We start from the raw sequence: 12,178 nt of genomic DNA, 5'->3' as shown, positions 1-12,178 counted from the left end.
ATGCTGATCGGCAGTCAGGGTGCCGGCCGGCATGGGAGACCGGCCGCGCCCAGGAGGGCGGGGGTTGGCCTGTGCATGTGCTCTATGTGATCGACAGCGTGAGCCGGGTCGGTGGGGCCGAGCAGGGTCTGGTGGCGATGGCCCCCCAACTGGTGCGGGCCGGCGTGAAACTGGATGTCGCGTACCTCGAGGAGTCACCCGGGGGCTTCCAGCCGGAGCTGACCGAGGCGGGGGCCGACGTGTTCGGCGTGGGCCGGGCCACCCGGGGGCGGACGGCCGCCGCGCTGCACCGGCTGATCCGCGAACGGCGGCCGGAGCTGGTCCACACCACCCTGTACGAGTCGGACGTGCTCGGCCGGGCCGCCGCGCTGTCGGCCCGCACGCCGGTGGTGTCCAGCCTGGTGAACTCGGCGTACGGCCCGGAGCACCTCAACGCGCGCGGGCTCAGCCCCTGGAAGGTCCGGGCCGCGCAGGCGGTGGACGCGGCGACGGCCCAGGGCACCCGCCGGTTCCACGCGCTGACCAGGTATGTGGCCGGGGCGATGGCACAGCGGCTGCGGGTGCCGCGGGAGCGGATCGACGTCGTCCCGCGCGGGCGCGACCCCGAGCTGCTGGGCATCATCACCCCGGAGCGCCGGGCCGCCGTCCGGGCCGCGCTGGATCTGCCGCAGGACGTCCCGGTGGTGCTCGCGGCGGCGCGCCAGCAGTACCAGAAGGGTCTGGACGTGCTGCTGGAGGCGTGGCCGGCGGTGCTGCGGGCGGAGCCGGAGGCGGTGCTGCTGCTGGCGGGCAGCGAGGGCACCGAGACGGTGCGGCTGCGGGCGCTCGCCGAGGCCGCCGGGAACGTCCGCTTCCTCGGTCCGCGCGGGGACGTGTTCGACCTGATGGCCGCCGCCGACGCGCTCGCCGCGCCGTCCCGCTGGGAGGGGCTGGGCAGTGCGGCGATGGAGGCGATGGGCGTCGGTGTCCCGCTGGTCTGCGCGGACGTGCCCGCGCTGCGCGAGACGGTCGGTTCGGAGGACTACGCCCGGCTGGTGACGCCGGAGCGGCCGGCCGAGCTGGCGGCGGCGCTCACCGACACGCTGGACGACCGGGCGTCGGCCCGGGTGCGGGCGAAGGCGGCCCGGGCGCGGTTCCTGACCTCGTTCACGCTGCACCAGGTGTCCGCGCAGATGGTCGAGTTCTACGAACGCTCGCTGCGACTGCGCCCGGTCTGACCGGTCCCGACGGCCCGCCGGTCACCGACTGCCCCCAGTATCGCCAAGGCGGTTGCGCCGCACGTCGCGGCTCGGCAAGCATCGCGGGAGGGGGACGGGCGCGGGCGGCGGGGGTCGGTCGGACGCCTTCGGCCCGACCGCCGAGCGGCTCGCCGCCGTCCTGCGGGCCGAGGGCATCGGCTCGCGCCGCTACTTCCACCCGCCGGTGCAGCGCCAGCGGGCCCACGCCCATCTCGGCCAGGCCGAGTCACTGCCGGTGACCGACCGGCCGGCCGCCTCGGTGCTGACCGTCCCGCTCTGGTCGCAGATGGACGCGCCCACCGTGCGCCGGATCGCCGGCGCGGTGACCCGGATCCAGCCGTACGCGGAGCGTCTGACGGGCCGCACCCGGTTGGGCGGTTCGGGTGAACGCGGTTGGACCGCGGGCGCATCCGGTCGGCAGGATGTCCGGCCGGGGGCCTGCGGCTCCGTCTCACGGGCACCCGTCGAACACCTTCACGGGAATTTTATTCCCGAAACATTCACGAGCCACCGTCACGCCCTCGGCGGGGGCTCGAATGCGCCAGCGCACGCCCTGTCCGCAGAAGTTTCTTCGGCGGTGCCCGAACCGTCCACCGGCCCGTCACCACACGGGCCCGCGCGAGCCGTGTCCGGGTGGCGTTCGAGAGTCCGCACGGGCTCCGGGTTGGCCTGAAGTCGCCGCCGGAATGTCCGTTCTTCCCACTTTCGAAACCTTTGTGCGAGCGAAGACTGTGTAAACACTCGAACTGCACTGCCTCCCGCTCTCCTCAGCAGGCGCGTTGTGGGCTTACCGTATGCCCCATGACCTCGCCCCGCTCCTACGACGGAGTCGGCTACCCCTCTCCGTCCTTCTCCTCCGGCACGCCCATCTACGACAGTCTTGTCGCAGAGCGCGGTGTCCCCCAGATCGCGCCCATCAACGTGCCGGCCGCCCTGCCACCGGCCCTGTCCACCGGGTACGGCCCGGGCGCCGGCCCGTCCTACGAGAACCGGTACGGCTCCGGGTACGAGAGCACCGGCAGCAACCTCCCCGCGCTGCCGCCCGCCCGCCTCGCCCTCGGCCCCGGCCCGAGCAGCGCCCCGTCCGCCGGCCCCGCCACGACGTACCTCCCGGCGCAGCCCGCGCCGGCCTACGCCGCCGCGCCCCAGCCGCCCGTCCCCGGTTACGGCGGCCCCCAGCCGTACGTGCCCGGCCAGCGCCCGCAGACGCCGGCGCCCGGTTTCTCGCAGACCACCGGCGGCGGCTACCAGCCGTCCGGCGGCCAGAGCTTCGGCGGGCAGAACACCTTCGTCGGCGCCGGCCAGGGCGGCCAGCAGCAGACCTTCGGCGCCCAGCCGCTCGGCGGCCCCGGCCCCTTCGGCGGACCGCAGAACCCGGCCGGCCAGCCGCACGGCGGCCCGCAGGGCTTCGGCGGCCCGCAGCCCTGCGCCGGACCGAACCCGGCCGGCCAGGGGTACCAGGGCCAGGGCGGCGACCAGGGCTTCGGCGGCGCCCAGCTCCGCCCGGCCGTCGCGCCCGTCGCGCCGGTCCGCCCGATGCAGCCGCAACGCCCGGGCCCGTACGGCGAGCCCGGCCAGTTCCAGCAGGGCGGCTACCAGTCGCAGGGCCAGGGCTACTGAGCCGCTGACCACCCCATGGGCCGACCCCCACCCGGCCGGCACCCGCACCACCTGAGCACCACCCGGCGTACCACCGCGCGCCGGGCGTACGGAGAAACGGGTCATCCACGGACCGTCCGGACCGCCACCCCACGGCGTCCGGGCGGTCCGTGCGCGTACGGGGGCACGGCGGGTGCGCCGGGGGGTGCACCGGGGGGTGTGCCCGCCGTCCGGCGGGGCTGGCAGGATGGAGGAATGCAGCTCTCCGGTCTCCACGTCTACCCCGTCAAGTCCATGTACCGCCTCAGCCCGGCCAGCGCCCGGGTCGAGCCGTGGGGTCTGGCCGGCGACCGCCGCTGGATGCTCGCCGATGCCTCCGGACGCTTCGTCAGCCAGCGGGAGAACGCCGCGCTCGGCCAGATCCGCGCCGAACTCGCCACCGACGGCTCACTCGCCCTCACCGCCCCCGACGGCTCCCGGATCGACGTCCCGGCCCCCGCCGTGACCGCCGGCGCCCCGCTCGCGGACGTCGAGGTCTGGGGCACCCGCTTCCGCGCCGCCGAGGCCGCCGAGGAGGCGCACCGGTGGATCGCCGAACACCTGGGCGACTACCGCCTGGTGCACCTGGACGACCCGCGCGCCCGGCCGGTCGACCCGGACTTCTCCGAGCCCGGCGACACCGTCTCGATGGCCGACGGCTTCCCCCTGCTGCTCGCCACCACCGCCTCGCTCGACGAGCTGAACGCGCTGATCGCCGCCGAGCACGCCGAGGGCCACGAGACGCTGCCGATGGGGCGCTTCCGCCCCAACGCGGTGGTCACCGGCACCAAGCCGTGGGCCGAGGACGGCTGGCGCCGGATCCGGATCGGCGAGCTGACCTTCAAGGTGGTCAAGCCCTGCGGCCGTTGCGTGGTCACCACCACCGACCAGGAGAGCGGCGAGCGGCGCGGCCCCGAGCCGCTCCGCACCCTGGCCCGGCACCACAAACTGCTGAAGAAGGCCGCGTTCGGCCAGAACCTGATCCCCGAGCGCCCGGCCGGGGTCGAGGGCGACGTGTTCGGCACGCTGCGGGTCGGCGACGAGGTCGAGGTGCTGGAGGAGGGCGCGCACTGGCCGGAGCACGGCCTGGTCTGAGAACGGCCTGGTCCGGCCACCGGGTGCCGCCGCCCGCGGGGCCGGAACCGGAAGCGCGCGCACTCGTTGAAGGGGGTGCCGGGCACCGGGCGTCCGCGGTCCCGTACGGCGGCGGGCGGGCGGACCACCCGCGCGAGCGCGCTACGGTGGGCGGGCGGCCCGCGCACCCCCGCGTACGGCCCGTTGATCGCCGGCTCGATGAAGGTGGGGACGACAGACCGTCATGGCTGAGCACAGGGTCCGGGTCACCCAGGACAGCGCATCCCGCTGGCGGCGCCGCGCCGGCGAGTACGACACCCTCGCGGAGGCCCTGGCCGCCGCCGAACCGGGCGACACCGTGACGATCCGGCCGGGCACCTTCCGGGAGAACGTGGTCCTGGACAAACCGGTCACCGTCGTCCCGGCCCAGGGGCCCGGCACGGTACGGATCGACCCGCCGGGCGGGGTACCGCTGACCGTGACGTCCGCCGCCATCGTCCGCGACCTGGTGATCGAGGGCAGCGACAGCTCCGTCCCGGCCGTCCTGGTCACCGGCCCGGCGGCGACGCCCTCGCTCAGCGGCTGCCGGGTGGAGACCCGCTCGGCCAGCGGTATCGAGGTCACCGCCGGCGCCCGGCCCACCCTGCGCGGCTGTGTGGTCTCCAACCCGGCGGGCCTCGGCCTGCGGCTGCGCGGCGAGGGCACGGCGGCCGCGTTCGAGGACTGCGAGGTCGCCGCCGCCGGGCAGGCCGGGCTCGCGGTGCTCGGCGGCGCCACCGCCGCGCTGGAGCGCTGCCGGGTGCACCACGCCTCCGGCGCCGGGGTGCTGCTCACCGACCCGGGCAGCGCCGCCGAGCTGACCGGCTGCGAGATCTACGAGATCCGCGGCAGCGGGGTGCAGGCCGAGGCGCAGGCCGGCGGGCGGCTGATCGACTGCGAGATCCACCGGGTCACGGGCAACGGCCTGACCCTGGACGGCGAGGCCGAGCTGGTGCTGACCGGCTGCCGGCTGCACGACCTGCCGGAGAACGGCGCCGACCTGCGCGGCCGGGCCCGGCTCAGCCTCTCCGGCAGCACCGTCCGGGACTTCGGGCGCGGCGCGCTCTCGGTCTGGGACCAGGGCACCGAGGCCGTCGCCGAGTCCAGCGAGATCCACGGCTCGACCGGGGAGTACCCGGCCCTCTGGGTCAGCGACGGCGCCCGGCTCACCCTCACCGACTGCTCGCTGCACGACCTGCCGGACGCGCTCTTCGTGCTGGACCGCGACTCCGCCGCCACCGCCGACGGCTGCTCGTTCAGCCGGATCCGCAGCTCGGCGGTGTCGGTCAGCGGCGGTGCCGGGGTGACCCTCACCGGCTGCCGGGTCCAGGAGGCGGGCACCGGGCTCTGGTTCCGCGACCACGGCAGCGGCGGGCTGCTCACCGGCTGCGAGATCTCCGACGTGGCCACCGGCGTCATCGTCACCAAGGGCGCCGACCCGGTGCTGCGCGACTGCACCGTCCGGGCCAGCTCGGACGCCGGCGTGTACGTCTCCGCGCAGGGCCGGGGCACCTTCGAGGACTGCCGGGTCTCGCACGGCAAGGGCTTCGGTTTCCACATCATCGACGGCTGCCGCACCCAGCTCATCCGCTGCCGGGCCGAACAGAACGAGCGGGCCGGTTTCGAGTTCTCCGAGCCCGGCCCGGTGGTGGAGGCCTGCACCTCGGACGATGTCGCCCCGGCCGCCCCCGCGGCCGAGGTGCCGGCCCCGAGAACGGCCCAACTGACCACCGCCCCGCCCCCGTTGGCGGCACCCGCGGCGATCGGCCCGATCCCGGACTGCCGGCCGGCCGACGAGGCGCTGGCCGAACTGGACGCGCTGGTGGGCCTGGCCACCGTCAAGCAGGAGGTCCGGACGCTGATCGACCTGATCGCGGTCGGCCGGCGCCGCCGCCAGGCCGGGCTCAAGGCGCCCTCGCTCCGCCGCCATCTGGTCTTCACCGGCGCCCCCGGCACCGGCAAGACCACGGTGGCCCGGCTCTACGGCGAGATCCTGGCCTCGCTCGGGGTGCTGCAGCGCGGCCACCTGGTCGAGGTCGCCCGGGTGGACCTGGTCGGCGAGCACATCGGCTCCACCGCGATCCGCACCGCCGCCGCCTTCGACCGGGCCCGCGGCGGGGTGCTCTTCATCGACGAGGCGTACACGCTGGCGCCCGAGGACGGCGCCCGCGACTTCGGCCGGGAGGCGATCGACACCCTGGTCAAGCTGATGGAGGACCACCGGGACGAGGTGGTCGTCATCGTGGCCGGCTACACCAGTGAGATGGAGCGCTTCCTCTCCGCCAACCCCGGTGTCTCCTCGCGCTTCTCCCGCACCATCACCTTCTCCGACTACACCGCCGAGGAGCTGCTGGAGATCGCCCGCGCCCAGTGCGCCGAGCACGAGTACGCGCTGGCCGAGGCCACCGAGGGCGCGCTGCTGGACCACTTCGCCACCCTGGAGCGCGGCCCCAACTTCGGCAACGGCCGCACCGCCCGGCAGGTCTTCGAGACCATGGTCGAACGCCACGCCATGCGCGTCGCCCACCTCGCCGACCCGTCCACCGAGGAGCTCCAGCTCCTCGTCCCCGCCGACCTCCCGGGCGCCCGCACGCCCTGACCGCCCGCGATCGCCCGGGCCGACGGCGTCAGCCCGTCCAGGCGCCGCCGGCCAGGAAGGCGTCCAGTGCGGCGCGGTAGGGCACGATGTCGATCCGTTCGCCGGCCAGCCAGTCGTCCGAGTAGTACTTGTCGAGGTAGCGGTCGCCCGGGTCGCAGATCAGGGTGACCACGCTGCCGCGCTCCCCGGCGGCGCGCATCTCGGCGACGATCCGCAGCGCGCTCCACAGCCCCGTCCCGGTGGAGGCCCCGGCCCGCTTGCCGAGCACCCGCTCCAGCACCCGGACGGCGGCGACCGAGGCGGCGTCCGGGACCTTCATCATTCGGTCGATCGCCCCGGGCACGAAGCTCGGCTCCATCCGGGGGCGCCCGATGCCCTCGATCCGCGAGCCGCTCGCGCAGACCGCGTCCGGGTCGTGGCGGACCCAGCCGTCGAAGAAACAGGAGTTCTCCGGGTCGGCGACGCAGATCCGGGTGTCGTACTGCTGGTAGTGCACGTACCGGGCGATGGTCGCCGAGGTGCCGCCCGTCCCGGCGGTGGCGACGATCCAGGCCGGCTCGGGGTGCGGCTCCAGGCGCAGCTGGGCGAAGACCGACTCGGCGATGTTGTTGTTGCCGCGCCAGTCGGTGGCCCGCTCGGCGTAGGTGAACTGGTCCATGTAGTGGCCGCCGGTCTCCTCGGCGAGCCGGGCGGAGGCCTCGTACACCTCGTCGGAGCGCTCGACCAGGTGGCACTCGCCGCCGTGGAACTCGATCAGGTCGATCTTGGACTGGCTGGTGCTCTTGGCCATCACGGCGATGAACGGCACGCCGACGAGCTGCGCGAAGTACGCCTCGGAGACGGCGGTGGAGCCGCTGGAGGCCTCGATCACCGGTTTGCCGGGGCGAATCCAGCCGTTGCAGAGCCCGTACAGGAAGAGCGAGCGGGCCAGCCGGTGCTTGAGCGAGCCGGTGGGGTGGGTGGACTCGTCCTTGAGGTAGAGGTCGATGCCCCAGTCGGCGGGGAGCGGGAAGCGCAGCAGGTGGGTGTCGGCGGAGCGGTTGGCGTCCGCCTGGACCTTGCGTACGGCCTCCTTGAGCCAGCTGCGGTAGTCCGCGTCGGAGCGGTCCACGTCGACGGTCGGCTCGATACCCATGATGGCTCTCCTCGCTCGAACCCCCCGGTTGCTCACTACGAGTATATGAGAGTCACGATAAGTGACCGTTTCGGCTGTCCCAGCTTCCGCTTATCGCCCTCCGGCGGCCTGGCGTGTCATCGCCCTCCGGCGGCCGGCGCGCCGGAGGGCCCGGGGTTCAGCCCGCCGCCACCGACTGCGGGTCCGCCAGGTACGGCAGCCAGGCCAGCTCGGCCGCGCCGGCCAGTGCGCTGTGCGCCAGCTCCGAGCCGACGATCGGCACCCGGCCGCTGCGGCCCCAGAGGGAGCGCTCGGCGAGCACCGCGCGCAGCCGCTCGGGCGCGGCCTCCAGCAGGTCGCGGTGGAGGCCGCTGAGCACCACCCGGTCGGGGTTGAGGATGTTGGCGACTCCGGCGAGCCCGAGGCCGAGCCGGTCGATCACGTGCTCGACGGCGGCCCGGGCGCGCGGGTCGGTGGCGGCGGAGCGGCAGAGCTCGCGGGCCTGGTCGAGCAGCGGGCGGTCCGGCTCGGGGGTGAGCCCGGCGGCGGCGAACAGCGCGTCGGGGTCGGTCTCGGAGTTGAGGCAGCCCCGGTTGCCGCACTGGCAGGGGCGGCCCTGCGGGTCGACGGTGAGGTGGCCGACCTCCAGCGCGAGTCCCGCGCTGCCGGTGTGCAGCCGGCCGTCGATCACCAGCGCGCCACCGACGCCGCGGTGGCCGGAGGTGACCAGCAGCAGGTGGCGGGCGCCGCGCCCGGCCCCGTGCCGGTACTCGGCGAGCGCGCCGAGGTTGGCGTCGTTGGCGACGAAGGAGGGCAGCGGGTCCAGCGCGTGCGGGCCGTTGTCGGCGCGGCCGACCTCGACGTCGTACAGGTCGGCGACCGGCGTGCCACTGGGCCAGGCGAAGTGCAGTGCGGCTAGGGCGGTGCCGTCCGGCTCGGTGACCGGGTTGGGCAGCGCGAGCGCGGCGCCGAGGCAGCGGCGGGTGGTGCCGCGGGCGAGCTCGGCGCCCGCCTGGGCGACGGCGCGCAGCATCCGGACCGGGTCGGTGGCGGCGGGCAGCGGCAGGTGGACGGGCGGGTCCAGCAGGCCGCCGAGCCCGGCGAGGGTGACGCTCAGCCCGTCGGCGTGGATCTGCCCGGCGATGACGACCGGGCCCTCGGGGTCGATGGCCAGCCGGTGCGAGGGGCGGCCGCGGCCGCCGCCCGCCGGGCGGGAGTCGACGGCGATCAGGCCGAGCGCCTCCAGCTCCGCCGTGACGGCGCCGGCGGTGGCCCGGGTGACGTCCAGCGCGCGGGTGAGCGCCGAGCGGGTGGGCGTCTGGCCGGTGTGGATGAGGGAGAGCGCCGGGCCCAGCAGCGTCCGGCCGCGGTCGGGTGCCGCGCGGCGGTGGGCGTCGCGCTGCGCGTCGGGGTCGGCCGCAGAGCCTGGCTTCGGACTTGAAGGTGTGAGCTGCACACCTCTATTGTTACTTTGTGCCGCTCCGAAACAAAATCCTCGCGTATTCCCGGACCGACCGCCCCTCCTCCCAGTCTCGCAGCACACCACCCGCCCCCGACACCCCCTGGGGGGCCGCACGTCTCGCACTGACCGCCTTCTTCGCCGTCGACGGCTTCCTGTTCGCCGCCTGGGTGGTGCGCATTCCGGACATCCGCAGCCAGGTCAGCGCCTCGCACAGTGCCCTCGGGCTCGCCCTGCTCTGCGTCTCGGCCGGCGCCGTGGCCACCATGCCGGTGGTCGGCCGGCTCTGTCTGCGGTACGGCTCCCGGCCGGTCACCGTCGGCTCGCTGGCCCTGCTCGGCGTCGCCGTGCCACTGCCCGCGCACGCCCACTCGGTCGCGGCGCTCGGCGGCGTCCTGCTGCTCTTCGGCGCCGGCTACGGCGGTGCCAACGTCGCCATGAACAGCGCCGCCGTCGACCTGGTGGCCGAGCTGCGGCGACCGGTCATGCCCAGCTTCCACGCCGGCTACAGCCTCGGCGGCCTGCTCGGCGCGGGCGCCGGCGGGCTGCTCGCGGGCACCCTCAGCACCGCCTGGGCGCTCGCCCTGGGCGGCCTGCTCGGCCTGGCCGTCACGGCGGGCGCCGGTGTGGTCCTGCTCCGCAGCCCGGCCGCACCGGCGGTGGCGCCCGCCCGCCCTGCCACCGGGAGCCCCGGCTCGCGGACGGCGGCCGCCCCGCACGCCCGCCTGCTCGTCCTGCTGCTCGGGCTCACGGCTCTCTGCTGCGCCTACGGCGAGGGCGCGATCGCCGACTGGACCACCCTGCACCTCACCGACGACGTGCACGCCGGTGCCGGTACGGCCGCCGCCGCGTACGCCGCGTACGCCTTCGCGATGACCACCGGGCGGGTCGGCGGGACCTGGGCCTCGATCCGGCTCGGCCAGACCCGGGTGATGGTCCTCGGCGGCCTCACCGCCGCGGCCGGCATGCTGCTCGCCGCGCTCTCGCCCTCGGTGCCGCTCGTCATCGGCGGATTCGTGCTGGTCGGCCTCGGCCTGGCCAACATCTTCCCGCTCGCCATCGCCCGGGCCGGCGCCGCGGGCGGTCCGCAGGGCGTCGCCCTCGCGTCCACCCTCGGCTACGGCGGCATGCTGATCGGGCCGCCGGTGATCGGCTTCCTCGCCGACGCCGCCGGCCTCCCGCTCGCCCTCACCACCGTCGCGCTCGCCGCCACCGTCGCCGCGCTCCTCCCCCTGACGGCCCGCTCCCGCTGACCGGCCGGCCGCGCCCCGACGCCCGCCCACCCCCGGTCGCGCCGTCCGGCGCGGGAGGCCCGTCCGTCCGCGCCGGGCTGCCGCGCTTGCCGACCGTGCCGGAGATCCTGCGCAACGGCGGGGGCGCCCTCCGCCCCCGGCCCCCGGGCGGCTCGTGGCAGGATGCCGCCATGACGACCAGTGGGCGGATCCGGATACTGCGGGCGGGCGAGCGCCCGGCGACGGCCTGGCTCAACGGGGGCGGGGTGACCAGGGAGGTCGCCGGCTTCCCGGCCGGGGCGGGGCTGGACACCTTCGACTGGCGGGTCAGCCTCGCGGACGTCGCCTCGGCCGGACCGTTCTCGCCGTTCCCCGGCGTCGACCGGGTGATCACCCTGGTCGACGGCCCGGGCATGGCGCTGACCGTCGACGGCACCGAGCACCTCGTCGACACCCCCTTCCGCCCGTTCGCCTTCCCCGGCGACGCGACGACCGGCTGCCGCCTGCTCGGCGGCCCGGTGGTCGACTTCAACGTGATGACCCGCCGGGGCCGCACCACCGCCGACGTCTCCTTCGCCGCCTCGCCCCGCGCCGTGGACGTCCCGCCCGGCGCCACCGTCCTGGTGGTCTGCCTGGCCGGCACCGCCGCCCTCGGCCCGGCCGGCCTCACCCGCTTCGACGCCGCCCTGCTCACCGCCCCCGGCCCGCACACCCTGCGCGTCGACGGCGCCACGGCCGTCGTGACGCTGAGCCCGGCCGGCTGACCGGGGAGCGGCAGCGCGGTGGGAGCGAACAGACCTGCCACCCGGACGAGTTGCCGCTCCCGCCCGCGAAGAAGGGCACCGGCCCCGCGGAGGAGCTACGGGCCCGGTCCGGGAACAGCCAGCGGAACCGCCCGGACCGAACTCCCCTGCCCAGCCGATCCGTTGACCGCGTCCGGGCCGGGCCCGTCCTCAGGACGAGGCGTCCTCCCCCGGCAGCCGCAGGTCCCACCCGACCAGGGCGCGCAGCTGCTCGGCGGTGACGCCGTCGGGGACGGGGCTCGGCGGATCGTGGCGCAGCGGGGGCTGCCAGCCCTCCTCGGCGGTCCAGCGGCGGACGACCTTCGCCGGGGCGCCGGCGACCACGCTGTGGTCGGGGACCTCGCCGCGGACCACCGCGCCGGCCGCGACGACGACGTTGCGGCCGAGCCTGGCGCCGGGGAGTATCACCGCGCCGGTGCCGATCCAGCTGCCGGGGCCGATCTCGACCGGTTCGTTGCGCGGCCACTGCTTGCCGATCGGCAGGTCGGTGGAGCGGTACTCGTGGGCCTGGTCGGATATGTAGACGCCGGGGCCGGTCCAGACGTCGTCGCCGAGGACGATCGACTGGTGGCCGACGATGTGGCTGTCGCGGCCGATCACGCAGCCACCGCCGATCCGGACTATCGGCTCCGGCCCGAGGTCCAGGCCCGGCAGGAAGCCCGCGCTGATGGTGACGCGCTCGCCGATGATCGAGAACGGGCCGATGGTGATCCACTGCTCGTTGAAGACGGCGCCGAGCGGGAACGCGAGCTTCGTCCCCGCGCCCAGTTCGCCGAACCGGTACGGCCCGGGGTTGTCGCCGGACACCGCCCCGGCCGTCTGCACGAAGCGCCAGCCCCGGTGGACGAGGCGGCCCGCGACACGTCGGCCGCCGGCCCGGACGGCGGAGAACAGGGAACGGGTGATCGGCATGCGCTCACGTTACCGGCCCGTACGGTACGGCCGACCGGCGAGGCGGCCAACGTCACATCGGCCCGGTACG

The 12,178-nt window shown here is 75.5% G+C and carries 10 protein-coding genes; 7 read left to right on the top strand and 3 right to left on the bottom strand.

Annotation, left to right across the window (positions count from 1 at the left end; all coding sequences use genetic code 11):
• The first annotated feature begins 86 nt into the window (after positions 1–86).
• From ACIQIB_RS23935 to ACIQIB_RS23915, 5 genes are all read left to right on the top strand, one after another.
• Complete coding sequence (locus ACIQIB_RS23935) at positions 87–1,217, top strand: glycosyltransferase family 4 protein (protein ID WP_400658877.1); 1,131 nt, start codon at positions 87–89, stop codon at positions 1,215–1,217.
• A gap of 52 nt (positions 1,218–1,269) precedes the next feature.
• Positions 1,270–1,911 carry a DegT/DnrJ/EryC1/StrS family aminotransferase gene (locus ACIQIB_RS23930; RefSeq protein ID WP_400760464.1) on the top strand — a complete coding sequence of 214 codons (642 nt, stop codon included), beginning with the start codon at positions 1,270–1,272 and terminating at the stop codon, positions 1,909–1,911.
• Positions 1,912–2,039: 128 nt separating this feature from the next.
• On the top strand, positions 2,040–2,858 hold the full coding sequence (locus tag ACIQIB_RS23925) for a DUF6643 family protein (protein ID WP_400760462.1): 819 nt from the start codon (positions 2,040–2,042) through the stop codon (positions 2,856–2,858).
• 234 nt (positions 2,859–3,092) lie between these two features.
• Positions 3,093–3,971, top strand: a complete 879-nt coding sequence (locus ACIQIB_RS23920; protein ID WP_400760459.1) for an MOSC domain-containing protein — start codon at positions 3,093–3,095, stop codon at positions 3,969–3,971.
• A gap of 223 nt (positions 3,972–4,194) precedes the next feature.
• Positions 4,195–6,588: a right-handed parallel beta-helix repeat-containing protein gene (locus ACIQIB_RS23915; protein WP_400760457.1), complete on the top strand. Its 2,394-nt coding sequence runs from the start codon at positions 4,195–4,197 to the stop codon at positions 6,586–6,588.
• Between the two features lie 28 nt (positions 6,589–6,616).
• On the opposite strand, the gene ACIQIB_RS23910 is transcribed toward ACIQIB_RS23915, so the two are convergent.
• A complete protein-coding gene (locus tag ACIQIB_RS23910; protein ID WP_400760454.1) occupies positions 6,617–7,723 on the bottom strand; it encodes a PLP-dependent cysteine synthase family protein in 1,107 nt (368 codons plus the stop codon).
• Positions 7,724–7,880: 157 nt separating this feature from the next.
• Positions 7,881–9,059, bottom strand: coding sequence for an ROK family protein (locus ACIQIB_RS23905; RefSeq protein WP_363610663.1), 1,179 nt, complete (start codon positions 9,057–9,059; stop codon positions 7,881–7,883).
• A gap of 116 nt (positions 9,060–9,175) precedes the next feature.
• On the opposite strand from ACIQIB_RS23905, the gene ACIQIB_RS23900 reads away from it, so the two are divergent.
• Entirely contained in the window at positions 9,176–10,414 is a 1,239-nt protein-coding gene (locus ACIQIB_RS23900) for an MFS transporter (RefSeq protein WP_400658886.1), read from the top strand.
• Between the two features lie 170 nt (positions 10,415–10,584).
• Positions 10,585–11,157: a HutD family protein gene (locus ACIQIB_RS23895; protein ID WP_363610563.1), complete on the top strand. Its 573-nt coding sequence runs from the start codon at positions 10,585–10,587 to the stop codon at positions 11,155–11,157.
• A gap of 189 nt (positions 11,158–11,346) precedes the next feature.
• Here ACIQIB_RS23895 and ACIQIB_RS23890 read toward each other — a convergent pair whose 3' ends face one another.
• Positions 11,347–12,108: a DapH/DapD/GlmU-related protein gene (locus ACIQIB_RS23890; protein WP_363610561.1), complete on the bottom strand. Its 762-nt coding sequence runs from the start codon at positions 12,106–12,108 to the stop codon at positions 11,347–11,349.
• Positions 12,109–12,178 lie beyond the last annotated feature (70 nt).

It is taken from the genome of Kitasatospora sp. NPDC092286, from assembly GCF_044755565.1.
Lineage (GTDB): Bacteria > Actinomycetota > Actinomycetes > Streptomycetales > Streptomycetaceae > Kitasatospora.
Note: the sequence above shows the minus strand (reverse complement) of the source record. Positions and strands in the feature narration are given on the sequence as shown.

What these genes read in the sequence shown, in the direction of transcription:
- ACIQIB_RS23890 (WP_363610561.1), bottom strand. Translation starts at nt 12,108, where the DNA reads ATGCCGATCACCCGTTCCCTGTTCTCCGCCGTCCGGGCCGGCGGCCGA.
- ACIQIB_RS23915 (WP_400760457.1), top strand. Translation starts at nt 4,195, where the DNA reads ATGGCTGAGCACAGGGTCCGGGTCACCCAGGACAGCGCATCCCGCTGG.
- ACIQIB_RS23920 (WP_400760459.1), top strand. Translation starts at nt 3,093, where the DNA reads ATGCAGCTCTCCGGTCTCCACGTCTACCCCGTCAAGTCCATGTACCGC.
- ACIQIB_RS23895 (WP_363610563.1), top strand. Translation starts at nt 10,585, where the DNA reads ATGACGACCAGTGGGCGGATCCGGATACTGCGGGCGGGCGAGCGCCCG.
- ACIQIB_RS23925 (WP_400760462.1), top strand. Translation starts at nt 2,040, where the DNA reads ATGACCTCGCCCCGCTCCTACGACGGAGTCGGCTACCCCTCTCCGTCC.
- ACIQIB_RS23910 (WP_400760454.1), bottom strand. Translation starts at nt 7,723, where the DNA reads ATGGGTATCGAGCCGACCGTCGACGTGGACCGCTCCGACGCGGACTAC.